Genomic DNA, 23,734 nt, shown 5'->3' on the forward strand with positions numbered 1-23,734 from the left:
TGCCACCCAAAACAGAAAGTATGTCCAGAACAGCTATTATCGGAATATTGGCAGTGCTGCTTGTAATTGTATGTGCGTTTTTCCCCTGGTCCGCGGTGGAGAGCCGGCATCTGGTATTTACAGGATTGAATGGCACAGGATCGAACTATGGAGAGCCGGGGAAGTTGAGTATTATTCTGGCTGTATTGGCGATTGTATTCTTTCTGGTAAAACATAAATGGATATCCAGAATCAACCTTTTCATATGCGGGTTTCTGCTGGCATGGACATTCAGAAATATGCTGCTGTATTCGCGTTGCGAGCTGGGCGAATGCCCGCAGGCGCAGCCGGCATTGTACCTGTCGCTCGCCGGCGCCATAGTCGCTTTCGGAGCGGTTTTATTTACCCGCACGCCTGCTAATAAACAATCATAAAATCATTGATATGGATCTGACACAACCGGACCCGGAGCTGCTCAGGCAGCTGGTAGTGATGAAAATGCCCTTTGGAAAATATAAGGATGTTGTTTTGTGCGATCTGCCGGTAAGTTACCTGGAATGGTTTCAGCGTAACGGTTTTCCCAAAGGCAAGCTGGGGATGTTACTGGAAACCATGCTGGTCATAAAAATGAATGGGCTGAGCCAGTTGCTGGCGCCGCTTAGAAAGAAATAGCACTACCCGCAAAAAATGCAGCGAAGATGATGTGGTATTTAAACCAATATCATCTTCGCTGCATTTTTATTAGTAGTTGGTAACTAAAACCAGCTCGTATTCTGCTCTTCTTCAACATCCGCCTGAGTGGCTTCGGCAGCAACCGCAGTTTTCTCTTCTTCTGTTTCAGACACTGCTTCTGTTTTTTGCACCGGTTGTACATTTTTCCGGATGGCACCTTCTACCACTGCACCTTCTTCGATTTCGAGCACCATCGCATTTACGTCACCCTTTACCAGTGCTTTGTTGCTGATATGCGCTTTGTTGCTGATGTATACATCGCCATACACTTTTCCCTGTACAACCAGGTCTGTAGCATATATGTGGCCGCGTATGTTTGCTGTTTCACTCACCACCAGCTTGCCGGTGGTTTTTACATCCCCTCTAACGTTGCCGTCTATACGACCGGACACGGAGGCATCAATACTCCCATTCACGGATACTGTTTTAGGGATACGAAAAGCTCCGGGGACAATTATATTTCGGAAAAAATGTCTGACATTGATCACAATACAAAATTAGTGGGTGATGGGATTAGGAGTGGTTGCTGTTGTAGGTTGCGCATGGTCATCAAAAGTTGAAATAATCGAACTTGCATTACCTAGGTCGAGGCCTACACAGCGTTGAGGTTTATTGTCTGATATTCTTAATGAGTTATAGAGATAGCCAACGCTCATGAGTTTTTCGGGCTCCGGCGCTACTTCAACAGGTACGAAATCGCGAAACTCTTCCACGAAAGCGTCTGTCAGTTCCCGGTAATACGCGCCACCGCCCATCAGGTAAATCTTCTCACAGGTCTCAAAATCCAGGTCAGTGAAATAGCTGCGCATCAGGGGAGATACCACTTCTTTGTAATATTGTGTCAGCACGCTCTTGCGCATTTCCCTGAGGTCGATCCGCTTGCGGTTGGTAAAGATAGAACCTTTCATAAACGCATCGTCTACCTGGTGTTCGTTCTTCATTTCCAGGTAATGCTTCTGATTCAGTTCGCGGGTCAGGTTGTTGATGGCATAACGGATACCGTGAGAGCTGAAGCAGGTGCGGTGAATCAGTCCATCGCCGGTGGCCATGCCTCCTTCGATAGTACCGAATCCGAAGCTGACAGCAATAAAGTTATCCAGCTGAGGTTCGTTGATGGTCTTTTTCAGCCCGATGATGCCTCCTACAATTTCCGGGATCACCTCATATTTTTCAATATCAAACATGGCCTTTTTGAAAGAGCCTTTGGTATTGTAGGTTTGGGTGTCGTAATCGATCAGGAAATGACGTTTACTGAGAAACTGCTCCGCATTATTTTTGTAGATGTTGTAGGTAGAGAACGGGAAACCTACAGTAAGGGAGATAGGTTGTTGTACTTTGTCTATTGTATTTAACAAAGCAGCTTTAAAGAGTATTTCATAATCTTCTTCGGAAGGCGCTGCATTGGTGATCCTGTTAGGGTTGATGCCGCCTCTTTTGGCCAGATTACCCACGAGGTACCAGGTGTCATCTTTCTTAATTTTTAATCCACTGAGCAGATCCTTACTTGAGTTTTCTGTGTTTCCGAATGCGGTTTCAAATACGCTTGGGAAGCTGGTTGTAGATACTTTCATAGTGCTTTGTTGAATATAACGGATGTAACCCTGTGTTTCCCTGCGGAGGGTTTCCATCGGGATTGAAAATAGTGGTTTAAAGATATAAAATATTAAAAATTAAGGGGATGACAACCAGTGAATTTATGTTAAATTTAATACAGCGCTCTTAATTTTCAAAACCCGACTGAGATAATAAAAGGTTTGGAGCGGTCGTTTAAATCATAGTCCGTTCCCTTACCTGCACTCATTTCAACTTTCACATGAGATACCTCTTATTTGCCGCATTGATCTGGTTGCTGGCCTGTCATCCCTCCCAGAAAATATACCAGGCTCCCGCTGTGGGCGCGGAAGCCCAGTTCGACCGTGGATTACGGCCGGAAAAGCACCCAAAATACCTGTTTGATAAGAAAATGATGAATGATCTGAAAAAGCAGGGCGAGATTTCATCCTATACCCCGAAACGGCACCACACCGGCCCTACGGTCGCAGTGCCGGGAAAGGGTGGTAGTGGCAAAGACAGCACGGCCGCGGCCACGGATAGCCTGCATATGGGCGTTGACTCACTGAAAGCAGCTCAGCCGCTGACAGATACAGCCCGGAAATTACCGGCAGACACCACACATGTTCCCTGAGGTTTGATGTACGGAAGCGTATTATTAGCGCCACTCCTGTCGCAAAAACGCCTTTCATGTCCATCTTTCGGCCGGCCGTTTCCGCTTATTTCCCTACATTTGATACCATTGTTTTCAGATCAGCTTAGCTTATGGTGAGAATTAGTATTTTATGCTGTCTGCTGACTATAATGCAGCAGGCAATGGCCCAGACCCCGTTATATATGCCAACTAATATCAAAAAGGCTTACGACAGGCAGACCCGCAGCCATACGGGGGCACCTGGCGCACGATACTGGCAGAATAAAGCCGCCTACGATATCAGTGTAAGATTCGATACTGCCTCCAACCGGATTGCCGGATCGGAGCAGATCAGGTATACTAATAACAGTCCGGATACACTGCGGATGCTGAATTTCAAGTTATTCCCGAACCTGTTCCAGAAAGGAGCCGTCAGGAATATGCCGGTTTCGGCAGACGACCTGTTCGATGGGGTGGTGATCAGGAATATGAAGATAAATGGCATCGATAAACCAGTGCCGGTGCCACCCCGTGGCACCAATATGCCTGTTAGCGTGCCGGACCTGCTGCCGGGCCAATCGCTGCAGTGTCAGCTCGACTTCTCCTACACGCTCAATGAAAACACGCATATACGTACGGGCTCCGTGGATACCGGCGCTTATTTCATTGCTTATTTTTTTCCACGTATAGCCGTTTACGATGATATCAATGGCTGGGATATGATCCCGTATACAGGCGCGCAGGAATTCTACAACGACTTCTGCGATTTCCGCGTAGCGATAACGGTGCCTGGCCCTTATCAGGTATGGGCCACCGGCGACCTGAAGAATGCAGCAGAAGTATATAACGAAAAGTACATCAAACGCATCGCCCAGGCCGAAAAGAGCGATGATATCATTGCGGTGGTGGATAGCAGCGATATCCGCCAGGGCAGGATCACCCGGCCCGGCCGGACGAATACCTGGCGCTTCGAAGCTGAGAACGTTACAGACTTCGCTTTTGGTACCAGCGATCATTATTGCTGGAACTCCACCAGCGTGGTGGTCGACAGTACTACCAGGAGGCGCGCCCGGGTGGATGTAGCGTTTAACCCGCTCCATACAGATTTCGTGGAGGTGATCAGCTATGCCCGGACTACCGTCGACCGGATGAGCCACTATTTCCCGAAATGGTCGTTCCCGTATAATCATGAAACAGTATTCGATGGCCTGGATCAGATGGAGTATCCGATGATGGTGAACGACAACCCGTTGGCGAACAGGGCGCAGGCTATTGAACTGACCGATCATGAGATTTTCCATACCATGTTTCCGTTCTATATGGGTATCAACGAAACCCAATACGCCTGGATGGATGAAGGCTGGGCTACCATCGGGGAATGGACGATATCCCCCTGCATCGACAGCAGCATCGTGGACGACTATGGAATGGCCCCGTACAATAGCATCGCCGGCAAGATGCAGGATCTGCCCATTATGACGCCATCCAATCAAACTACAGAAGCATATGTAACTAATTCTTATCCGAAACCTGCGCTTGGGTATTTATATGTGAAAGATATGTTGGGCGATAGTCTCTTCCTGAAAGCGCTGCATTACTATATTTCACAATGGCATGGAAAGCATCCGCAACCATACGATTTCTTCAATTGTATGAATACCGGGGCCGGAAAAAATATGAACTGGTTCTGGAAAAGCTGGTATTTCGATAATGGCTATCCGGATCTTGGCATCACCCGTGTAACGCAAAAGGGCAAAAACGGCAGCGTGGAAATTACTTCCATTGGTACCAAGCCGGTACCAGTAGATGTTACCCTTTATTTTGATGACGGCAGCACGATGAAACTCCACAGAAGCATTGCCTGCTGGGAGAAAGGAAACCGGCAGGTAACGCTTGATTTTACATCCGGCCATAAGGTGAAAAAAGCCGTGTTGGGTAGCACCTGGGCTGCGGATGTAGATAAGAGCAATAATGTAATGGAGAATTAGGAATACTTTGCTATAGGCTATCGTAATAGAGATAATACACTTTCTCATAAACTCCGCCAACAACCCCGAGGCCATTCTGGGTATTGCTGCGTAGCTGAATAGCCTGAATCAGGCTGTTCAGGCCTGGATTTCTTTTTACCTTTTCGTAGGTCATGAGAAAATCATAATACTCTTTTGAAACGGATTTAACGTACACGAGTACACGCCCAACAGGCGCGATGGCCTCTGTTGGATTAGAGCTGAGTGCAATGGCGTTAATATAAAAATTGGTCTCCAGCGGGCGGCCGTATTGCGTGAACAGGATACTGTTATAGTTTTCGTTCAATCCGCCAATCTGGTTGTTATCCGCGTTTTCATCCTGTGTATAACAGGGAATGCGGAGATAATCATTCAGGTAGATGGTATCTTTTTTCGGGTTGGCACCGGGAAGATCTTTTACCTTGTTGTATAAAGAGTCGTTCTGGCTTTTGCGGTAACGACGCCCCTGGTAAGAGAAGGAAGTATCAACAGTAGCGCTTTGTTTCAGGGCTTCCATCACAATATACTGGCGGACGTTTGGTGCTGTAGTAATAGAGAAATGAAAGCGCAGTACCGGCCGGCCGTTGAGCAGTGAGCGCAGGGTATCGAGCAACTCTACTCTGAATGAAGTGGGAATAGTAGTGTTGCCGGTTACCGGTTTCATATCAGGAATCCTGGTTTGCAATTTGTACGTTCTTCCGGCGAGTAAAGTGGTCTGGCCGCGGTACACGCTCATTACATTGCTGGAGTCTTTCACATACTCGAGTGTTTCCAGTTCCTTGCCATTTTTATCCAGTAGTTTTACTTCTGCATTCGCCACCAACTCAAAATTATTGTTCATGCCGGGCATCACCGGTTTACTTTTTCCTACGCGCACCTCTGGCTTTTCATTCGCCACCAGTTCGCTGTACATCACCACCCGGGGAGAAACTTTGATGTAGGAGGGCAGCTCCAGTTGCCGTTGACAGCCAGTTATGATCCCCAGACACATCACCGGTAATATTATTAGAAACAGGTACTTCATAACTAAAATTTGAAAGTATAACTCAGATAAGGCAGCGTCCTGAATATACTGTATTGATATAACTGTAACGGATACACGTCGTCGTACGAAACATAAGAAAACTGGTCAAAGCTTACTATAAACGGATTGCTGCGGTTATATATATTATACAAGCCGCCGCTGATCACATGCTTGAAGCGCCGCTCGTTACCGAGATTAAGGGTGGCGCCGATATCCAGATGATGAACAGGAGGCAGGCGATAATTATTTAGATTATAAATATAGGGCAGATAATTCAGCTGGAAGCTGGTGAACGGCGAATAGCGTTCATCCAGGTAACCTTTGATATTACGGGCCCAGTCGTAATCCGGAAAGATCGCCAGCGGCAGCGTGAATGGGGCTCCGCTCGCGTATTTCCAGGTGGCGGAAATCTGCCATTTCGGATTAATGCGGTATTTCAATGCCAGCGATATATTATGCCTGCGGTCTTCCTTATAGGGGAACCGCTTGCCGCCATTCAGGCGATCGAACTGGCGCCACGACCAGGAGAGGGTATACGACAGCAGCCCGGTTAGTTTTCCGCGTGTTTTTTCGATCAGCACTTCACTGCCATAGTTATAACCGTTACCGGAGATTACTTTCTTTTCCCACAGATCCGAGTTATCGAATATATTAAGCACCGTATTGGTGGTCACCAGGTCTTTCAACTGTTTGTAGTAGAAGTTGGTGTTGAACCGCCATTGATTGTTCCACTGGCGCTGATAAGACAAGCTATAAGAATATGCGTGCTCCGGTTGAATATTATCGGTGCTGGGTACCCACAGATCGGTCGGGAGGTTGATCACCGGTGTAGTCAGCTGGTGCACAAACTGCGTCATTTTAGAGAAGGAAGCCTGTATAAACTGTGTCTGCGGCAGTTTCCAGCGGATCATAAACCTGGGCTGTGCGCTTAAATAAAAAGAGGATTTCTGTGCCAGCGCACCGATGTATAAACCAGGGCGTATAATGAGGCGGTCATTCGCTGCACTGATCTCGTCTTCCGCATAAACGTTTACTTCAGACATATAATAGATAGGCGCCTTTCGCTTGGTGGCTTCTCCTGCGGATATATTCGTCTGATAAGCCGTAGGTGCAAAGTTGTGATAAACATAACCGGCTCCGAGAGACACGTGGTGGTTGTTGCTTACCATATATTCTGTTTCATTCTTGATAGCGATATCCCGTACCCTTGAAACGCCTTTCCCTTTAACAAAAAGGGAATCGGAATAGGAGAGTGGGATAACGGAATTTTGAGTGAAGATGTTATTAAACCGGCTATAGGTAAGCGTAGTATTGGAGAAGACTTTAGGCGTTACCACCCTGGTCCATTTCACTGCTGCGCTGATATTGCTCCAGTCGAAATTGTAATCATCAAACAGCTGGATGATCGGATTGCTGCTTTGAATGAACATCCTGTCGTAACCGCGGTAGAAGCTTATATAGATGCGGTTCCTGTTATTGATGATCTGATTTAGTTTGAAGTTGACATCATAGAGATAATATTTACCATAGTCCTGTAGATAGATCCTGCCATACAGGAGATCTACCAGCGACCTGCGGAACGAGAGGGAAACAGAACTTTTGTCTTTTACGATAGGCCCTTCCAGCAATGCGCTGGCGGATACCGGGCTAAGCGTGGTGCTGCCGTGCCATTCTTTCATATTCCCATCTTTGGTACGGATATCCACCACAGAGGAAAGGCGGCCGCCAAAACGGGCAGGGAAAGCGTCTTTGAACAGGGACACATCTTTTACAGCATCTCCGTTAAAAATTGAAAACAGACCAAACAGGTGACCGGTATGGTACAGGGGAACGCCGTCGAGCAGGTAAAGGTTCTGGTCGGCGCCGCCACCTCTGATCAGCAGGTTGCTGCTGCTCTCCAGGCTGCTACTCGTTCCGGGGTACAGCTGCAGCGATTTTAATACATCTTTTTCGCCCAGCAGTGCCGGAAACTGCGACACATAACCAACCGGCATGTTCACATAACCGGGCTGAGAGTTCAGGGTATCATGCTCGCCATTTACCACTACCGTTTGCAGCATACCTCTGCTCTCCATATGAATATCGAGCTGGCCTTCGTCCGGGGGAGGCAGGCGCTGAAACACAGGTTTGTAGCTGATATGCGAAAACACAACACCCTGGCAGGTATCAGGTACCTGCAGGTTGTAGAACCCATAGGCATTGGTTTCTGTACCTCTCCGGGTTACCGGATCATACACCGATGCCCCGATGATAGCCTCATTACTATTGACCTCTTTTACAAAACCGCTGATGGTGTAATACTGTGTTTGCGATGTTTCCCGGAGGAGGAATATTTTACCATTCAATGCAGCGGCCTGTATGCCGGTACCCTGAAGAATAGTATTTAATACCGCGCCGGTTGTGCGTTCATTGCCGGTCAGCTGTACTTTCTTGTTGAGATGAAGAAAGCTGGAACTATAAGACACACTAATCCCGGTGGTTTTTTGTATGTCTTGTATGTAAAAGAGGATCGTTCCCTGCCGGGAGGGAGGTGCGTATCGTGTCTGAAGAATATTATCACGCCCCTTCTGGGCCAGTACAGGCTTTATAGACGCCAGTAACAGAAATGAAAAAATAACTAATGTGTTTCTGACTGATCTATTGGCTGATAACAATAGTGTCGCCTGTCTGTTTGTAGTTGAATCCCAGCAATAGTTGTAATTCATGCAAAACTTCGTCACAAGATTGATCCCGGAATGTGATCGTAGCTTTCTGCTGCGAAGCTGTTTCCCGGTACTTTTCATCAATCCTGATATCTTTTGCGTAAAAGTCGGCTAATTGTGGCAATATATCAACAAGTGGCAGGTCATTAAATTGCAAAATGCCAGTTTTTCAGGCTATATAGTTAGGATTATTATTATTCTGAGCATATAATTGTCCATTTCCCCAAACACCTCTTTGTCCACTGGCGAGTACGATAGCCGTGGTATCATTTTCCAGGCCCAGCTTTACGGATCCGGAGGCAACGGTTACTGCTGTACTATCAGCTCCTGTTTGAACAGTAAAGGAAGTACCCAGTACTTCGATAATAGATTTATTAGGTGTTCTCACCAGGAACGGGTGATCCGGATCATTGGCGATATCGAAGAAGGCTTCGCCTTCCAGTTCTACGATACGCTGATTGTGATGGTAGCCGTTTACGTAACGGATACGGGCACCCTGGCGAAGGGTAACAGTAGAATGATCGGGCAGTTCAAGGCTTTTTATCTTGCCATCGTTGGCGGCTAGTTCATGTTTTTTCAGGGAGGAGCGGGTTTCCAGCCACCATGCACCGGCTGTCAGTAGAATCAGCACTGCTGCCGCAGCTGCATATTTGGCGTAAAGGGATCGGATCCTGGAAGGTACAGCCGGACGCACCACCCGGTCGGTCTTTTCCCAGGCAGCTGCTACATCGTACGTTCTCGCCGGAACAGCGGCTAATGGACTGTCTTCCCATATCTTAGACAGTGCATCAAACTCCGTTTGGTTTTCGGGAGCAGCTTTCAGCCAGTCCTGTAAGGCGACTTCCTCTTCGGCCGTGGTCTGGCCTGAAAGATGCCTGGCTATAAGCTCATAAATGTAGGTATCAAATTGGTCCATAAAAAGTGTGCTCTACTTGGATAACGCGCTTTGATCAGATAACCCTCTATCAGGGCATTAAAATTTTCCATAATAATAATAGTGCCGGCAAACCATACTTCTGAAGGTATTTCCTTAGCAGTTTAAGTGCCCTTCCCATATAGTTCTCGACAGTCTTTGCAGAAAGCCCCAGCTTTACTGCTGTTTGCTGGTGGGTCATTCCTTCCAGTCTGCAACAAGTGAATACTTCCCTGCACTGCGGAGGGAGGTTGGCAATAGCTTCCCTGAGCAGTTGCTCATAGTGTGGCCGGGCATTCTCTATTTCCCTGTGTTCAGGATCGTCAGCATAGTCCGCCACCCATTCAAATCCTTTATTACCCGCCTCTTCCGTATTTTGCTTTCGAAGCACGGATATGGAATTGTTGCGTACAGCCCGGAATAGATAAGCTTTTATATTTGGTATTCCTATTAGTCCCTGGTGCTTTTCCCAAAGCCTGATAAAAGTTTCCTGTACCACATCTTCTGCCGCCGCATCGTCTTTAAGGAAACTGTAGGCGTAGTTACATAAATCGTTATACTGGGAATGGAATAGTTCCTTATACGCCTGATAAGAAGGTGATGTAATCATTTAACCTTCACTATGTTTTTACGAAAAGTGATTGATGCGAATGTAGGAAAGAAATTACGAATTAGAAACAGCTTTTAGCTTTTAACCATTAGCATTTTGATAAATACAGCAAAGATTAACAAAATATATACTTACCTGTTAATCTTTACTGCATTTGCTGAAAGCAAAAGCTAATGGTTAAAGACTAGGGGGTATTTCTCTTTTTGGCGTTACCATATAACAGCCATGCCTATATGTTTGTACAAGATCTCGTTTTTTTAGTTGTGTTTTTGAAACCAGGGTTGCATGCGGTTTTATGCAACCCTTTTTTATGACCCTGCCTTTTATTTTATTTCGGGAGATGGGATATTGCCCAGGTTCTTTACCCGGAAGAGATCGCCTGTAAGGACTATTTCATGTATTTTAGTGCAAAACCATGTAAGATGTCCGGAACCTTCTCTAAATTGAAAAATGCTTTTCATCTGCTCAAAAGTATTGATCTGAAAGCACTGGCCCGGCTTTCAGAAAAAGTAGACCTGCCCGCTGTAATGGAATCAGTAGCAAAGATGGACGACGCCCAGCTGAAAGGATTGATGACGATGCTGGGTAGCGGCCATGGTCCGAAAAAGGAACTTCCCCCGATAGACGGAGATTTTTATGACCTCGGAGGAAGGCTCAGCGCCGATGACCGGGAGCTGCAACTTAAAGTCCGGGCATTCATGGAAAAGGAAATTAAACCTATCGTAAATGAATACTGGCTGAAGGCCGAATTTCCATTTGAGATCATCCCGAAATTCCGGGAACTCAATATTTGCGGGGTAACCTATGAAGGATATGGTTGCCCGAACCGTTCATTTCTCATGGAAGGGATTATTGCTATGGAGATGGCAAGAATTGATGCTTCCATTGCTACGTTCTTCGGCGTACAAAGCGGACTGGCAATGGGATCCATTTATATGCTGGGCTCAGAAGAACAGAAGCAGGAATGGCTGCCGGGGATGCAGCAGTTGAATATCATCGGGGCATTCGGACTTACAGAACCGGAAGTAGGCTCCGGTGCCGCAGGCGGACTTACGACCACGGCTAAACGGGATGGAGATACCTGGATACTGAACGGGCAGAAAAAGTGGATCGGAAACGCCACTTTTGCCGATGTGATCGTGATATGGGCCCGTGATGTGGATGATAACCAGGTGAAAGGATTTCTGTTGAGAAAAGATACGCCCGGTTTCAGCGTAGAAAAGATTCATGATAAGATGGCGCTGCGCATCGTGCAGAATGGCCTCATTACTTTAAAGGATTGCCGCATCGCAGAATCGGATCGTTTGCAACGTGCCACCAGCTTCAAAGATACATCGCGCGTGCTGCGTATGACCCGCGCCGGCGTTGCCTGGGAAGCCGTAGGTTGCGCCCGTGGCGCCTATGAAAATGCACTCGACTATACCCGTAAGCGCCGGCAGTTTGGAAAACCTATCGCATCGTTTCAGCTGATTCAGGGCCACCTCGTGGAAATGCTCTCTAACCTGACGGCCATGCAAACAATGGTATATCGACTGTCGGAGATTCAGGATGCCGGCCGGCTGAAAGATGAACACGCCTCTCTGGCCAAAGTATTCTGTACCCTCCGTACGCGCGATGTGGTAAGCAGGGCGAGAGAGGTGATGGGCGGCAACGGTATCCTGCTGGAGTACAATGTGGCGCGCTTTGTGGCAGATGCGGAAGCTATTTATTCCTATGAAGGCACCAAAGAGATCAATTCCCTGATCGTAGGAAGGGCTATTACCGGGTCCAGTGCTTTTGTATAAAATCCGGGATCTTTTTTATAGTTTAAGCGCCCGGTTGCGGAATGTACCCGTAACCTGCTATAATTTTCTTCGTTATGAATACATCGAACCGTCGGAATTTTCTTAGGAACGTTTCTCTGGGAACCGTTGCTGCTATCAGTATCCCGGACATTGTTGCCGCCGCTGTGGCCACTGAGAAAACAAAAAAGATTGCCCTCAAACAAAACGCGGTAGTACTTTTTCAGGGTGATTCCATTACAGATGCAGGTCGTAAACGCGATAACGATCAGCCAAACACCAATGCCATGCTGGGAAACGGTTACGCATTAATGGCTGCTTCCGCGCTGCTGCTGAAGAACGCCGGAAAACAACTCCGCATCTTTAATAAAGGCATCAGTGGCAACAAAGTGTTTCAGCTGGCCGACCGCTGGGATACGGATTGCCTGGCTATCAAACCGGATGTGCTGAGCATCCTGGTAGGGGTAAACGACTATTGGCACACACTGAATAATAATTATAAAGGCACCGTTCAGACCTATCGCGAAGATTACGATAAGCTGCTGACCCGCACCAGGCAACAGCTTCCGGATGTGCAGCTGATTATCGGGGAACCGTTTGCGGTAAAAGGAGTGAGGGCCGTTGACGATAAGTGGTATCCCACTTTCAACGAATATCGCGTTGCTGCCAAAGAAATGGCGGCAAAGCACCAGGCAGTTTTTATTCCATATCAATCCATTTTCGATAAGGCTGTACAATCGGCACCAGGGGAATACTGGACGGGCGATGGTGTGCATCCCAGTGTAGCAGGCGCCCAGCTAATGGCTGAAGCCTGGCTGCAGAGCGTAAAATAAAAGCAGGCCAATAAGCCATTATCTGCCAGCCATTAGCCTTTAGTTACCGGCGGCTGTCAGCTAATGGCGATTTACTCGCTCTGATCACTAAAAGCTAACAGCTAAAACCTATTTATGAAACATTTATTTTTTCTGCTGATGCTCGGACTCAATACAACTGTGATAGCGCAACATCAGGTTATTCATCTGTGGCCCGGAACTGTTCCCGGAGAAACAGCCGCACGAAAGGAAGCGGTCGTTACACCGGATGGCAGTAACAACGTAACCCGTTTGACGGATGTCACAGATCCGGTACTGGAAGTGTTTCCTGCCAAAGGGAACAGCAATGGTATCGGCGTGGTGGTTTGCCCCGGGGGAGGATATAGCATTCTTGCTATCAATCTCGAAGGTTATGAAATAGCTAGCTGGCTGAACAAGCTGGGATATACGGCGTTTGTGCTGCAATACCGTGTTCCGAAAAAAGAAGCAGGTGCCCTGCAGGATGCGCAGCGTGCGATGCGCCTCGTTCGCAGTCGCGCGGCGGAGTGGAAACTCAGACCGGAGAAAACAGGTATCATGGGATTTTCTGCAGGCGGTAGCCTGAGTACCCGGACCACCACACTATACAATGAAGCCACTTATAAGCCGGTGGATAAGGCAGATGAACAGTCGGCCCGTCCTGCTTTCTGTGCGCTCATTTATCCGGCTTATCTTGATAAAGGTGAGAACAGGTCGCTGACACCGGAGTTAAAGGTAAACGGCAGCACCCCGCCGATGTTCCTCTTTGCTACGGCCGATGATCCTTACGGTAACAGCGCGCTCGTGATGGCTGGCGCCATGAGGGATGCCAAAGCGCCGGTAGAACTGCATTTCTACGACAAAGGTGGTCATGGTTACGGATTACGCAAAGGTAATCCTGCTGCTGATGTATGGCCGCAGCTGATGGAGAAATGGCTGGCTGTGGTAACAAAGTAATTATCTAAATTTGATGCAGTTTAAAACCTGTTATTATGGGAATATTTGATAAACTCAGAAATGAATTTATTGACATTATTGAATGGACGGACCCCTCCACAGATACCATTGTATGGAAGTTTCCCCGTTACCAGAATGAAATAAAAATGAATGCTAAACTCACCGTGCGTGAGTCGCAGGTAGCTGTTTTTATGAATGAAGGTAAGATTGCAGATGTATTTCAGCCTGGAATGTATACCCTTACCACGCAGAATATGCCTATACTAAGCACTTTGCAGGGATGGAAGTACGGGTTTAACAGTCCGTTTAAAGCAGATGTGTTTTTTGTAAGCATGCGGCAATTCACCAACCAGAAATGGGGAACAAAAAATCCGGTGATGTTGCGTGATGCGGAATTCGGACCATTGCGGCTCCGCGCATTTGGCAGCTATGCTTTCCGGGTAAAGGATGCCGGTCAGTTCCTGAAAGAAGTAGCAGCTACAAATCCGGAATTTACCGTGGAAGGTATCAACGAACAGTTGCGCAACCTGGCGGTATCCCGTGGCATGGAAGCTATTGCAGAAGCTAAAATCCCGGTGCTGGATCTGGCCGCCAATTATGAAGAGGTATCGAAGCTGATCACCGGAAAGATCGGTAACGAATTCAATGAACTGGGACTGGAATTAACCAAGTTCCTCATAGAAAATATCTCTCTGCCGCCTGAAGTGGAAGAAGCACTGGATAAGCGCAGCAGCATGGGCATCGTAGGGAACCTTGGTGCATATGCGCAGTTCCAGGCAGCGAATTCTATGGAGAAGGCAGCGGAAAATCCCTCTGGCGGCGGACTCGCAGCAGCAGGATTGGGTGCCGGCATGGGCGCAGCCATGATGGGACAGATGGGTAATGTCTTCCAAAACAATAATCAAAACACGCAACAGGCTGGTGGTAATACGCCTCCGCCATTACCCGGTGCCACACCTTTTTATGTAGCCATAGATGGCAAACAAAGCGGGCCTTACGAGATGGAACAGCTCCGTCAGCTGGCCGCTTCAGGCGCACTGAATGCGCAATCGCTGGTATGGAAAACAGGCATGGCCGCCTGGGCGGCTGCTTCCTCCGTGCCGGAACTGGCGCCGGTACTGGCTACCATTCCGCCACCTTTACCCTAGCCGCTTAATGTAAAAAGTAATTCGTTGCATGTCTTTTGAAGAAAAAACAAGTGAAACCGTCAATTCGTTAAAATGTCAGAATTGTGGGGCTGTACTGCATTATTCACCCGGCACCAACAGCCTGAAATGTGAATACTGCGGCACGGTGAATGAGATAGAGGATCATACCTCTCCTGATGATGTTCACCCCATAGATTACGATACATTCCTCAACAACGAACTGCATCATACACAGGCCACCCAGGAAGCAGTGGTCGTTAAATGTAACAATTGTGGCGCTGCTACTACCATGCTGCCAAATGTCACAGCGGATGCCTGTCCCTTCTGTGCATCGCCGCTGGTGGTAGCTGGCGGGCAAACCACTACTATTACGCAACCGCACTATGTATTGCCTTTCGTGGTGAACGATAATGAAGCCCTGCAGTATTTCAGACGCTGGATGGGGAAACTCTGGTTTGCCCCGTCAGACCTGGTAAAGAAGGTCAGGGACAGTTCTTCGCAACAACTGAAAGGTATATACATTCCGCACTGGAGTTACGATACGGATACTGCTACCGATTATACCGGTCAGCGGGGAGAATATTACTATACCACTGAAACGTATACTGAAGAAGTAAATGGCAGAACGGAAACACGTACCCGGGAGGTCAGGCATACCGCCTGGTATCCGGCTGCGGGCGCCGTCAGCAACAATTTTCGCGATGTACTGGTTTCTGCCAGTCCATCACTGCCATTGAAAATGGCGCAGATACTGGAACCCTGGAAACTGGAGCTGTTGAAGAAATATGACGGGCGTTACCTGAGCGGTTTCCGGGCAGAGTTGTATCAGACGGATGCCAGTCAGGGACTGGAGATAGCAAAAAAAAGAATGGACCCCATTATTCGTAATGAGATCTGTAGCGATATCGGAGGCGACGAGCAGGTAATCGATGATTACCAGGTTGCCTATAACCACCTCGGTCTGAAGTACCTGTTGTTGCCCGTATGGATCAGCGCCTACCGCTACAATGGTAAGCTCTATCATTTTGTGGTAAATGCCTGTACCGGCGAAGTAACGGGCGACAGGCCATACAGTGTGTGGAAGATTGTTGGGCTGATCGTAGCTATTATTGTGGTAATTTATGTTATCTATTCCGCCAGTCGGTAGAAGAATTACGAATTAAAAATTACGAATTAAAGCGAAGACCCAAGCGAATAATTACAACTATGATAGTTATTATTCGCTTGGGTCTTCGCTTTAATTCGTAATTTTTAATTCTATAGTGTCCGGGGAAAATTTAAGAGATCTTAGCCTAACGATTCGGGGCTTAACAAAATAGGGAATGAGTGCCCTGAGAATTGAATATTTGCCTAAATCGGCAATTATGTATTTCAAATATTCAATTCTCAGGGTGCCTCTAAAAAGTAAGCCCCTTTTCTAAGGAGAGAATAATTTCAGTTGTATAAAGTCTGCATCTTTATTATTACAAAGAAGTGCTTTCTCCGGTTCGGTTAGAAATTTAATTAGGAGAATGTATGTGGAGAGGTGGAGTCTTAGAAAACCTGCCAGGTTGCTAAACGACCACATTCTGCAGCCCAGTTGCTTTAATTGATCTTTCACAATCTTTATAAGCAGATCTTTTATTAAAGCGCACCATACCTGTATACTAATGGCATTCTCATTGTCTCCCAGAAAATTACTTAATTGAGAGGTCTGCTTAATTCTTTTGAATAGCAGTTCTATATCCCATCTCTGTTTGTACAATCTCCTAATGGTAGAACAAGCGTAGGTCTGATTGTTAGTGAGTAAGTGCACCTTCTTTTGGGTCTTTTTATCATAAATACTAATGACTCTGGCCTGCTGCACCGGACTTTTTTTACAGGTCTTTGGGTTGCCAAGTCGGATGATCCAGTCTTTTAAAATTCCATTCTTTTTATCAGCCGATGTTATTTTTTTGCGCTCAAGTACCTTTATTTTCATCCCTTTAGTAACCCTGGAGATCCAGGTAATATCATTTTGGGTCCAGTCTTTCATTACCGTGTAATTTACATAAGCTCGATCCATGGCAATTATGGAGCCTGGCTCCAGGGGCAGCTTCTGCATAAATTTCCTGTCACTACAAGCGGCCTCTGTCAGTACAGTAAAGCAGGGTAACTCATCTTTGGCTCGCATCAGCACATGAGCTTTAACACCTCCTTTTTTCCTGCCATTTAACCCTTTTACACCCGCACCCTTCATCACAGTTGAAAACAGACTAATTGTTGTTGAATCCACTATAAATAATCTATCATGCAACCTGTTTCTTGTTCGGCTGTCCGGGCAATGTTGTGGATAATGGTGTTGGTATAGTAAATGATAGAGTTGGCTGAAAAAATCTACAGGGCGGTTCCTGTTGGCATCTGAAATAGTACTACGGCGAGGTGTTTTTTTAAGGCCTAGATGATTAAGCCGATGCTCATTAGCCAATAGCCCGGTAACTAGCTCTCTAAGAGAACTACACTGATGAAAGCTGCTGAATAGCATGGTTACCAAATGGTCAAAGGCCTTAAATTGCTTGTAATAGCTGTCTGCATTAGTCTCCCTGGCCGCTTTATCGATTAAAGTGGCGGGCACAAAAGAAAGTAACTGATTAAAAATCGGCTGTCCGGAAAAAAATCTACTTTTGCTCATAATGGTAAGTTGTAGTGTGGTAACTTAAACTTACTAAAAAAGGAGGCCACATCGGCCTCCTTTTATTTATCCTTACCTGTATTTTCCCCGGACACTATAGATTTTTAATTCGTAATTTCTTTCATCGCGCCATATACCCAGGTACCGGCGATGGCACTTAATAAAGTGATGAAAACAACTGTAAATCCGCTTCCAATCTGGGCAAACAATGGGCCCGGACAAGCGCCGGTAATGGCCCAGCCTATGCCGAAGATCAATCCGCCGAATATCTGTCCTTTATTGAATGTTTTAGGGGGTACGCTGATAGGCATACCATCCATTGATTTAATATTAAAGCGTTTGATTAGTTGTAGGGAGATGATACCCGTCACTACAGCTGTACCAATTACCCCGTACATATGGAAGGAGGTGAGCTGAAACATTTCCTGTATCCTGAACCAGCTGATTACCTGGGCCTTTACCAGGATGATACCGAAGAAGATGCCTGCTATGAGATACCTGATATTTTTCATCGTCATATTAATTGAGCCATTTAAAAATCAACGGGATGATCACATTGGCGCTGAAGAAGCCTCCAGCCATAAAGCAGCAGGTAGCTACCAGCGAAGGCCACTGCAGATTGGATAATCCCATGATGGAATGCCCGGAAGTACATCCACCGGCATAGCGGGTACCAAATCCCACGAGGAAACCTCCGCATATAAAGAAGATAAGCCCCTTCCAGGTAAACAAATTGGACCAGCTGAATATTTCCGGCGGCAACAATGCCCGGTAGTCATGTACGCCGTAACCGGTCAGTCGTTGCTGTGTAGCAGCAGCCACCTGTATCTCGCTGCCATCCTGAAGGAAATGCGCTGCCAGGAAGCCTCCCAGAGCAATACCCGCTACAAAGAACAGGTTCCATGACTCTTTTTTCCAGTCGTATTTAAAGAAAGAAATCCCCGCCGGGAAACATGCTGCGCAGATATGCCGCAGCGACGAGGAGATGCCAAATGCCTTATTCCCCAGCAGTAAAAGCACAGGCACTATCAGGCCAATCAGTATCCCGGAAATGGACCAATGCCAGGGGGCGTTGATGATGTGCATGAGTTTTTTCTTTAAAATTACGAATTACGAATTAGGAATTACGAATTGGAGCGGAGACCTAAACGGATATATTATTGTTGTCTGTTTAGGTCTCCGCTCCAATTCGTAATTCCTAATTCGTAATTCGTAATTCTACAACAAGTCGTTGTACTCCGGATGCCTTTTCATGTATGCATTAATGTACGGACAATAAGGTTTCACCTTCAGGTGGTTGGTTCTGGCATAGTCGAGTACATATTTGGCGAGTTGAGAGGCGATGCCTTTTCCTTCCAGTTCTTTCGGTACTTCGGTATGCATGAAGGCGATGCCACCGGAGAAGAGTGTATAGGCAACGAGTGCGGTATGCCCGTCTACAACGGTTTCGAACTGGTGTTTGGTAGTATTATTCTGAATGTTAAGTTCCATAATTCAAAGTCAGGATTTGTCAGAAAAATTGATTTTAGTATGGGTGCCATCACAGTAAGGCTTGTTAGACGAACCTCCGCAGCGGCAGAAGGCGGTGACTTTATTTTTATGTGTTTCGTTGCCGTTTGCATCTCTTACAATGAGATTGCCATAAACCAGCAGCGGACCATTGGGCATAGGCTCAACGATGCTTTCCGCCGATATCTTCGGGGTCGCACCGGTATCGGGATCCACTTCAGCGTTCATAAAAAAGGAAAGCGCGCCTGAAGGACATTGCTTTATCTGTGTAATGATTTGCTCTGTAGTAGCACCCTCGGCATTGATCCACGGTTTCTCATGCGGATTGAATACCTTCGGTAAGCCGTGGAAGCACATTTCAGAATGTATGCATACATTTGGCTTCCATACAATAGTTACTTCGCCGTTGGTGTAATGCCTGGTGATGTCTTTCATTATCAAACTGCTTTAGTGTTTATCAGAATAGGATTGCTCAATACTTTGTGAACAGGGCAGGAGTGGGCGATCTCCATGAGCCGTGTCAATTGTTCGGGGCTCAGATCACCGGTAAAATGCACTTCCATGTCTATCACGGTTGTCAGCGGATCTGGTTTGGCGGCTGAATTGAACCTTAGTTCCACTTCTATGTTTTCAACCGGCCATTTCTTACGGTCGGCGTACATTTTCAGCGTGATGGCGGTACAAGCTCCCAAACTGCTCAGCAGTAGTTCTCCTGGCTGTGGGCCAGTATCTCCGCCTCCTACATCTTCCGGCTCATCAGCGAGCCAGCGATGATCTCTCGCGGAGATCGACGTCTGGTAGGGATGGCCGGATAAATTCACTTTTACTTCCTGATCCATATTGTTTATTTACTGAAATATTGCTGTATCCATTGTGCGGCAAGAATGATATCCTGCTGTACGAGGTTGTGTCCTGTGGCTATTTCGTGGGTGCTGACATTAAAGCCGTTGGCACTGAGAAGAGCGGCATAGGCGGTGGTGGCGGCAGGATCTACGGTACCATCGAGGGTGCCGGAGCTCATAAAAACCGGTTGCTGACGCTGCGTTTCAAATCCGTTTTCCAGGCCACTGAGTGGCTGCATAGGCCTGAACAGCGCTGCGCCCGCGAGTAGTTCGGGGTAGAGCATCAGCATGGCTCCTGCGATGTTGGCACCGTTCGAATAACCAACAGCCAATAGTTGGCTGATATCAAAGCCCTCGTTGGCCGACAGCTTTTTCAGGAAATGTACCATTTCATGTGTTCTGAAATGTACATCTTCCTCATCAAATACCCCCATGCCTAAACGCCGGAAGAACCTGGGCATGCCATGCTCCTGCACATTTCCCCGGAGGCTCAGCACATTAAAGCCCTGGCCCAGGGTACCTGCCAGTGGCAGCAGATCCCGTTCGTTGCCACCCGTACCGTGCAACAGCAATAACGTATAAGCATTCACGTTACCTACAGGCTGATAAATATATTGCAGTGGTTTAAAGTCCATAGTTGTCATCTCCTTTGATGGCCGGTCAGAGCACGACCAGTTTCTTTTCTATCTCTGCCCGTTGCGGCTCAAACTGCGCCGGCAACATCAGATGCGTACCCAGTTCAGCCAGGGGCTCATCTACCGTAAAGCCCGGATTGTCGGTAGCCAGTTCAAACAAAACCCCACCTGGTTCACGGAAGTAAACGGAACGGAAATATTTCCTGTCGAGCTGCGGGGTGGTATTCAGGCCCCGGTCTTCCAGCAGCTTTTGATAATGAAGCTGCATGGCCTCGTCTTTCATGCGGAAAGCAATATGATGTACCGAACCTCCTGCTACATGGCCTCTGGGCTCGCCTTTCGCTTCCACGAGGTCTATATAATTAGCGGTTTCTCCGGCCGGACTTACAAAACGGTAGCGGTTAGCATGATTTTTTTCCAGCTGGTAACCGAATACCGATACGAGCAGATCTGCTGTGCCCTGTATATCCTCCAGGGTGAGGGTAACATGATGAAAACCCCGTGTGGCGTTTGCTTCATCTACCTCGCTGGTTTCCCATGGAATGCGGGAATCAGGTTTTTCCGGGACAGTCAGTTCTACTTTCAGTCCATCAGGATCGAGGAAGGTAAGGTATATTTCCCCGAACTTGGAAGAGGGCTTATTGTAAATGATATTTTCCTTCTCTAATCTTTTTAACCAGAAGTCGATGCTGCCTTCCGGAATGGAATATCCTACCTCTGTCACCATATGTGTACCCCTGCGGCCTGCCGTAATATCTTCCCATGGGAAAAAAGTAAGGATGGTACCCGGTGTGCCATTTTCATCTCCATAATAAAAATGATAGGTATGCGGGTCATCAAAATTGACGGTCTTCTTCACAAATCTTAGTCCCATTACCCGGGTATAGAAATCATAATTCTTTTTTGCATTCCCGGATATCGCTGTAATATGATGTAATCCTGTTATCTCGTTCATATCCTGGTTTTTTATAACGCTGGCTGCAATCTGCAGCCAGCGCTTCTTTCAGTTATTGTTTTTTTATCAGCTGCACTTCACAGTTTATTTTTACGTCGTCGCCCACCAGCACGCCGCCTGTTTCGGTAGCTGCGTTCCAGTTAAGACCAAAATCTTTGCGGTTGATCTTGCCGTTAACAGTAAAACCAGCCTTTGTATTACCCCAGGGGTCTTTTACAACGCCCCCGAATTCTACCGCCAGTTTTACATTTTTGGTCACGCCGCGGATAGTAAGATCACCGTATAATTCATACGACCCGTCATTATCCACGCTTTCATATTTTGTAGCAGCAAAGGTGATGTTCCGGTGCTGGTTCACGTCGAAAAAATCGGGAGAGCGCAGGTGCTTGTCCCGGTCGTCGTTTCCGGTAGAAATAGAATCAACATCTACAGTTACTTTCACCTTTGCTGTGGTAAAGTCTTCACCTTCGGTTTCTGCTTCCACCTCGAAGTTGCCGAACTTACCGTTGATGTTCGTGATCATAAGGTGACGAATTTTGAATCCCAGCTCACTGTGATTGAGGTCGGATACCCATTGTTGTTTTGCCATAAGTAATTGTAGTTTTAAATAAATGAACTGATATTTTCAGGTAACGTGTAACCTGCTACCGGATTATATTTAACAAGCTTTAAAATTTATTGTTCAGCTTTCATAATACAAATATCGCCTGGTATTGTCAGAGGTAAAATGGATCAATTGCAGTAATTGGTGCACTTTTATAATGGTTATTAAAGATAACAATTTTGAGGCTAACCCTCTTATTATCAAATTATGTATATTTTATTTCAAATACTTCAAATATTATTCATGAGTACAAGTGTCACAATCCATATATTTGTAAAGGATGTATGCAATCGTAGATATTGAAACTACTGGCGGTCATGCCAGTGCCAATGGCATCACGGAGATCGCCATATTCCTGTATGACGGGAAGGAAATAACACATCACTACCAGACACTGGTAAACCCGGGTATTCCCATTCCATTATATATATCTTCCCTGACGGGTATTACCAATGAGATGGTGGCCGATGCACCACCTTTTGAAGCAGTGGCGCCGCTGGTGTTCGATCTGTTGAAAGACAAGATCTTTGTTGCGCACAACGTGAACTTCGATTACTCGTTTATCAAGCACCAGTTGGGTAACGCCGGGTTCAGCCTGCAGACGAAAAAGTTATGTACCGTAAGACTGGGAAGAAAGATATTCCCGGGATTGAGATCTTACAGCCTCGGAAATATCTGCAAGCATTTCGATATTGTTATCAACGGCAGGCACCGTGCAGGTGGAGATGCCGAAGCTACGGCCCATCTGTTCGGATTATTGCTGGCCAATGACAAGGAAAAAGCGATTGCGGCTGCCCTCAGGGCCGGATCAAAAGAACAGTTCCTGCCGCCTAACCTGCCACCGGAACAGGTAAAATCCCTGCCTTCGAACCCGGGAGTATACTACTTCCACGACCATAAGGATAAAGTGGTATATGTTGGTAAAGCGAAAGACCTGAGCAAACGGGTCAACAGTCATTTTACCGGACATAGTACGAGCCGGCAGCGTCAGAATTTCCTGCGTACCATACACCGCATCAGCTACCAGGAAACAGCTACGGAGCTGATGGCCTCCATACTGGAATCCATTGAGATAAAGCGTTTGTGGCCCATCTTCAATTACTCCCAGAAACGGATCGAATACCGTTACGGGTTTTATCTGTTCGAAGATCAGCATGGTTATATGCGCCTGGTGATCGAAAAGAAACGGAAGTATTCCCACCCCGTGCACAGCTTCAACCTGCTGATCGACGGGCACCGGCTTTTGCGCTCGCTGATACGGGAATTTGAGTTATGCCCCAAGCTCTGTTTCCTGCAGAAAGGAAACGGTACCTGTGCGGGTATCACCGCGGCCACTTGTAAAGGCGCCTGTGAACACACGGAAGAACCGGAACATTACAATGCCCGAATGAAAGCGGCTGTCGCCTTTCTCCAGGAACAACAACCCTCCGTGGTGATCGTGGATAAAGGACGCAACAGTAATGAAAAAAGCTGTATCCTCATGGAAAAGGGACGATTTTATGGCATGGGCTATATACCCACCAGCGTCAATACCGATGATGTGGAACAATTCCGGGAATATCTCACGCCCTACGCCGAAAACGAGGTGATCATCAGTTTGCTCCGCCCATACGCCGGCAATACCCGCCAGCTGGCAGGATCCCTTTGATAATTCCTGTCTGGAAAAAAATTC

The 23,734-nt window shown here is 46.9% G+C and carries 26 protein-coding genes; 10 read left to right on the forward strand and 16 right to left on the reverse strand.

Translation table 11 applies throughout. The features are described 5' to 3' along the window. Nucleotides 1-20: 20 nt before the first annotated feature. Nucleotides 21-413, forward strand: coding sequence for a hypothetical protein (locus UNH61_RS12870; RefSeq protein ID WP_326992399.1), 393 nt, complete (start codon nucleotides 21-23; stop codon nucleotides 411-413). Between the two features lie 10 nt (nucleotides 414-423). Beyond that, nucleotides 424-651, forward strand: coding sequence for a DUF3820 family protein (locus UNH61_RS12875; RefSeq protein ID WP_326992400.1), 228 nt, complete (start codon nucleotides 424-426; stop codon nucleotides 649-651). 83 nt (nucleotides 652-734) lie between these two features. Here UNH61_RS12875 and UNH61_RS12880 read toward each other — a convergent pair whose 3' ends face one another. Both UNH61_RS12880 and UNH61_RS12885 read right to left on the reverse strand, forming a co-directional pair. After that, nucleotides 735-1,199 (reverse strand): polymer-forming cytoskeletal protein, encoded by a 465-nt coding sequence (locus UNH61_RS12880; protein ID WP_326992401.1) that lies wholly within the window; start codon nucleotides 1,197-1,199, stop codon nucleotides 735-737. A 9-nt stretch (nucleotides 1,200-1,208) separates the two neighbouring features. Further along, nucleotides 1,209-2,282 carry a ParM/StbA family protein gene (locus UNH61_RS12885; protein ID WP_326992402.1) on the reverse strand — a complete coding sequence of 358 codons (1,074 nt, stop codon included), beginning with the start codon at nucleotides 2,280-2,282 and terminating at the stop codon, nucleotides 1,209-1,211. A 242-nt stretch (nucleotides 2,283-2,524) separates the two neighbouring features. On the opposite strand from UNH61_RS12885, the gene UNH61_RS12890 reads away from it, so the two are divergent. Together UNH61_RS12890 and UNH61_RS12895 are read left to right on the forward strand one after the other, a co-directional pair. Then, nucleotides 2,525-2,896: a hypothetical protein gene (locus UNH61_RS12890; RefSeq protein ID WP_326992403.1), complete on the forward strand. Its 372-nt coding sequence runs from the start codon at nucleotides 2,525-2,527 to the stop codon at nucleotides 2,894-2,896. A gap of 203 nt (nucleotides 2,897-3,099) precedes the next feature. Next, nucleotides 3,100-4,884 carry a M1 family metallopeptidase gene (locus tag UNH61_RS12895; RefSeq protein WP_326992404.1) on the forward strand — a complete coding sequence of 595 codons (1,785 nt, stop codon included), beginning with the start codon at nucleotides 3,100-3,102 and terminating at the stop codon, nucleotides 4,882-4,884. A gap of 10 nt (nucleotides 4,885-4,894) precedes the next feature. Here UNH61_RS12895 and UNH61_RS12900 read toward each other — a convergent pair whose 3' ends face one another. The 5 genes from UNH61_RS12900 to UNH61_RS12920 all read right to left on the reverse strand — a co-directional run bounded on the left by UNH61_RS12900 (nucleotide 4,895) and on the right by UNH61_RS12920 (nucleotide 10,151). Then, the gene (locus UNH61_RS12900; protein WP_326992405.1) at nucleotides 4,895-5,926 is read right to left on the reverse strand and encodes a DUF4249 family protein; all 1,032 of its coding nucleotides are present in this window, start codon (nucleotides 5,924-5,926) and stop codon (nucleotides 4,895-4,897) included. A gap of 2 nt (nucleotides 5,927-5,928) precedes the next feature. After that, entirely contained in the window at nucleotides 5,929-8,391 is a 2,463-nt protein-coding gene (locus tag UNH61_RS12905) for a carboxypeptidase-like regulatory domain-containing protein (RefSeq protein WP_326992406.1), read from the reverse strand. Nucleotides 8,392-8,563: 172 nt separating this feature from the next. Beyond that, nucleotides 8,564-8,785: a DUF4974 domain-containing protein gene (locus UNH61_RS12910; protein ID WP_339071664.1), complete on the reverse strand. Its 222-nt coding sequence runs from the start codon at nucleotides 8,783-8,785 to the stop codon at nucleotides 8,564-8,566. 12 nt (nucleotides 8,786-8,797) lie between these two features. Then, nucleotides 8,798-9,544, reverse strand: a complete 747-nt coding sequence (locus UNH61_RS12915; protein ID WP_339071666.1) for a FecR domain-containing protein — start codon at nucleotides 9,542-9,544, stop codon at nucleotides 8,798-8,800. Nucleotides 9,545-9,593: 49 nt separating this feature from the next. Further along, the gene (locus tag UNH61_RS12920; RefSeq protein WP_339071118.1) at nucleotides 9,594-10,151 is read right to left on the reverse strand and encodes an RNA polymerase sigma-70 factor; all 558 of its coding nucleotides are present in this window, start codon (nucleotides 10,149-10,151) and stop codon (nucleotides 9,594-9,596) included. Nucleotides 10,152-10,573: 422 nt separating this feature from the next. Here UNH61_RS12920 and UNH61_RS12925 point away from each other — a divergent pair, with 422 nt between their 5' ends. The 5 genes from UNH61_RS12925 (at nucleotide 10,574) to UNH61_RS12945 (ending at nucleotide 16,014) form a co-directional block, all read left to right on the forward strand. Continuing rightward, entirely contained in the window at nucleotides 10,574-11,935 is a 1,362-nt protein-coding gene (locus UNH61_RS12925) for an acyl-CoA dehydrogenase family protein (protein WP_326992409.1), read from the forward strand. A gap of 74 nt (nucleotides 11,936-12,009) precedes the next feature. Further along, the gene (locus UNH61_RS12930) at nucleotides 12,010-12,765 is read left to right on the forward strand and encodes an SGNH/GDSL hydrolase family protein (RefSeq protein ID WP_326992410.1); all 756 of its coding nucleotides are present in this window, start codon (nucleotides 12,010-12,012) and stop codon (nucleotides 12,763-12,765) included. A gap of 114 nt (nucleotides 12,766-12,879) precedes the next feature. Continuing rightward, entirely contained in the window at nucleotides 12,880-13,719 is an 840-nt protein-coding gene (locus UNH61_RS12935; protein ID WP_326992411.1) for an alpha/beta hydrolase, read from the forward strand. A gap of 35 nt (nucleotides 13,720-13,754) precedes the next feature. Next, nucleotides 13,755-14,867, forward strand: coding sequence for an SPFH domain-containing protein (locus UNH61_RS12940; protein WP_326992412.1), 1,113 nt, complete (start codon nucleotides 13,755-13,757; stop codon nucleotides 14,865-14,867). Between the two features lie 28 nt (nucleotides 14,868-14,895). Next, nucleotides 14,896-16,014 (forward strand): hypothetical protein, encoded by a 1,119-nt coding sequence (locus UNH61_RS12945; protein WP_326992413.1) that lies wholly within the window; start codon nucleotides 14,896-14,898, stop codon nucleotides 16,012-16,014. Nucleotides 16,015-16,284: 270 nt separating this feature from the next. On the opposite strand, the gene UNH61_RS12950 is transcribed toward UNH61_RS12945, so the two are convergent. From UNH61_RS12950 to UNH61_RS12990, 9 genes are all read right to left on the reverse strand, one after another. Further along, a complete protein-coding gene (locus tag UNH61_RS12950; RefSeq protein ID WP_326992329.1) occupies nucleotides 16,285-17,517 on the reverse strand; it encodes an IS4 family transposase in 1,233 nt (410 codons plus the stop codon). 104 nt (nucleotides 17,518-17,621) lie between these two features. Beyond that, complete coding sequence (locus UNH61_RS12955; protein ID WP_326992414.1) at nucleotides 17,622-18,029, reverse strand: DUF6691 family protein; 408 nt, start codon at nucleotides 18,027-18,029, stop codon at nucleotides 17,622-17,624. A gap of 7 nt (nucleotides 18,030-18,036) precedes the next feature. Beyond that, entirely contained in the window at nucleotides 18,037-18,603 is a 567-nt protein-coding gene (locus tag UNH61_RS12960; protein WP_326992415.1) for a YeeE/YedE thiosulfate transporter family protein, read from the reverse strand. 132 nt (nucleotides 18,604-18,735) lie between these two features. Further along, a complete protein-coding gene (locus UNH61_RS12965) occupies nucleotides 18,736-19,008 on the reverse strand; it encodes a GNAT family N-acetyltransferase (RefSeq protein ID WP_326992416.1) in 273 nt (90 codons plus the stop codon). A 9-nt stretch (nucleotides 19,009-19,017) separates the two neighbouring features. Beyond that, nucleotides 19,018-19,461 carry a (4Fe-4S)-binding protein gene (locus tag UNH61_RS12970; RefSeq protein WP_326992417.1) on the reverse strand — a complete coding sequence of 148 codons (444 nt, stop codon included), beginning with the start codon at nucleotides 19,459-19,461 and terminating at the stop codon, nucleotides 19,018-19,020. Nucleotides 19,462-19,463: 2 nt separating this feature from the next. After that, nucleotides 19,464-19,865, reverse strand: coding sequence for an OsmC family protein (locus UNH61_RS12975; protein WP_326992418.1), 402 nt, complete (start codon nucleotides 19,863-19,865; stop codon nucleotides 19,464-19,466). 5 nt (nucleotides 19,866-19,870) lie between these two features. Beyond that, on the reverse strand, nucleotides 19,871-20,503 hold the full coding sequence (locus UNH61_RS12980; RefSeq protein ID WP_326992419.1) for an alpha/beta hydrolase: 633 nt from the start codon (nucleotides 20,501-20,503) through the stop codon (nucleotides 19,871-19,873). A 25-nt stretch (nucleotides 20,504-20,528) separates the two neighbouring features. Continuing rightward, nucleotides 20,529-21,458 (reverse strand): ring-cleaving dioxygenase, encoded by a 930-nt coding sequence (locus UNH61_RS12985; RefSeq protein ID WP_326992420.1) that lies wholly within the window; start codon nucleotides 21,456-21,458, stop codon nucleotides 20,529-20,531. 52 nt (nucleotides 21,459-21,510) lie between these two features. Beyond that, nucleotides 21,511-22,047: a YceI family protein gene (locus UNH61_RS12990; protein ID WP_326992421.1), complete on the reverse strand. Its 537-nt coding sequence runs from the start codon at nucleotides 22,045-22,047 to the stop codon at nucleotides 21,511-21,513. A gap of 295 nt (nucleotides 22,048-22,342) precedes the next feature. On the opposite strand from UNH61_RS12990, the gene UNH61_RS12995 reads away from it, so the two are divergent. After that, on the forward strand, nucleotides 22,343-23,710 hold the full coding sequence (locus UNH61_RS12995) for an exonuclease domain-containing protein (RefSeq protein ID WP_326992422.1): 1,368 nt from the start codon (nucleotides 22,343-22,345) through the stop codon (nucleotides 23,708-23,710). Nucleotides 23,711-23,734: the final 24 nt, after the last annotated feature.

This window comes from Chitinophaga sp. 180180018-3 (assembly GCF_037893185.1).
In the GTDB taxonomy this organism is placed as follows: domain Bacteria; phylum Bacteroidota; class Bacteroidia; order Chitinophagales; family Chitinophagaceae; genus Chitinophaga.

Bases quoted from the DNA above. Each gene is read 5' to 3' on its own strand.
- UNH61_RS12890 (WP_326992403.1), top strand. From the start codon at position 2,525: ATGAGATACCTCTTATTTGCCGCATTGATCTGGTTGCTGGCCTGTCAT.
- UNH61_RS12940 (WP_326992412.1), top strand. From the start codon at position 13,755: ATGGGAATATTTGATAAACTCAGAAATGAATTTATTGACATTATTGAA.
- UNH61_RS12885 (WP_326992402.1), bottom strand. From the start codon at position 2,282: ATGAAAGTATCTACAACCAGCTTCCCAAGCGTATTTGAAACCGCATTC.
- UNH61_RS12925 (WP_326992409.1), top strand. From the start codon at position 10,574: ATGTCCGGAACCTTCTCTAAATTGAAAAATGCTTTTCATCTGCTCAAA.
- UNH61_RS12980 (WP_326992419.1), bottom strand. From the start codon at position 20,503: ATGGACTTTAAACCACTGCAATATATTTATCAGCCTGTAGGTAACGTG.
- UNH61_RS12975 (WP_326992418.1), bottom strand. From the start codon at position 19,865: ATGGATCAGGAAGTAAAAGTGAATTTATCCGGCCATCCCTACCAGACG.
- UNH61_RS12960 (WP_326992415.1), bottom strand. From the start codon at position 18,603: ATGCACATCATCAACGCCCCCTGGCATTGGTCCATTTCCGGGATACTG.
- UNH61_RS12970 (WP_326992417.1), bottom strand. From the start codon at position 19,461: ATGAAAGACATCACCAGGCATTACACCAACGGCGAAGTAACTATTGTA.
- UNH61_RS12895 (WP_326992404.1), top strand. From the start codon at position 3,100: ATGCCAACTAATATCAAAAAGGCTTACGACAGGCAGACCCGCAGCCAT.
- UNH61_RS12900 (WP_326992405.1), bottom strand. From the start codon at position 5,926: ATGAAGTACCTGTTTCTAATAATATTACCGGTGATGTGTCTGGGGATC.
- UNH61_RS12870 (WP_326992399.1), top strand. From the start codon at position 21: ATGTCCAGAACAGCTATTATCGGAATATTGGCAGTGCTGCTTGTAATT.
- UNH61_RS12930 (WP_326992410.1), top strand. From the start codon at position 12,010: ATGAATACATCGAACCGTCGGAATTTTCTTAGGAACGTTTCTCTGGGA.
- UNH61_RS12920 (WP_339071118.1), bottom strand. From the start codon at position 10,151: ATGATTACATCACCTTCTTATCAGGCGTATAAGGAACTATTCCATTCC.
- UNH61_RS12875 (WP_326992400.1), top strand. From the start codon at position 424: ATGGATCTGACACAACCGGACCCGGAGCTGCTCAGGCAGCTGGTAGTG.
- UNH61_RS12950 (WP_326992329.1), bottom strand. From the start codon at position 17,517: ATGAGCAAAAGTAGATTTTTTTCCGGACAGCCGATTTTTAATCAGTTA.
- UNH61_RS12965 (WP_326992416.1), bottom strand. From the start codon at position 19,008: ATGGAACTTAACATTCAGAATAATACTACCAAACACCAGTTCGAAACC.
- UNH61_RS12945 (WP_326992413.1), top strand. From the start codon at position 14,896: ATGTCTTTTGAAGAAAAAACAAGTGAAACCGTCAATTCGTTAAAATGT.
- UNH61_RS12955 (WP_326992414.1), bottom strand. From the start codon at position 18,029: ATGAAAAATATCAGGTATCTCATAGCAGGCATCTTCTTCGGTATCATC.
- UNH61_RS12935 (WP_326992411.1), top strand. From the start codon at position 12,880: ATGAAACATTTATTTTTTCTGCTGATGCTCGGACTCAATACAACTGTG.
- UNH61_RS12915 (WP_339071666.1), bottom strand. From the start codon at position 9,544: ATGGACCAATTTGATACCTACATTTATGAGCTTATAGCCAGGCATCTT.
- UNH61_RS12985 (WP_326992420.1), bottom strand. From the start codon at position 21,458: ATGAACGAGATAACAGGATTACATCATATTACAGCGATATCCGGGAAT.
- UNH61_RS12990 (WP_326992421.1), bottom strand. From the start codon at position 22,047: ATGGCAAAACAACAATGGGTATCCGACCTCAATCACAGTGAGCTGGGA.
- UNH61_RS12995 (WP_326992422.1), top strand. From the start codon at position 22,343: ATGTATGCAATCGTAGATATTGAAACTACTGGCGGTCATGCCAGTGCC.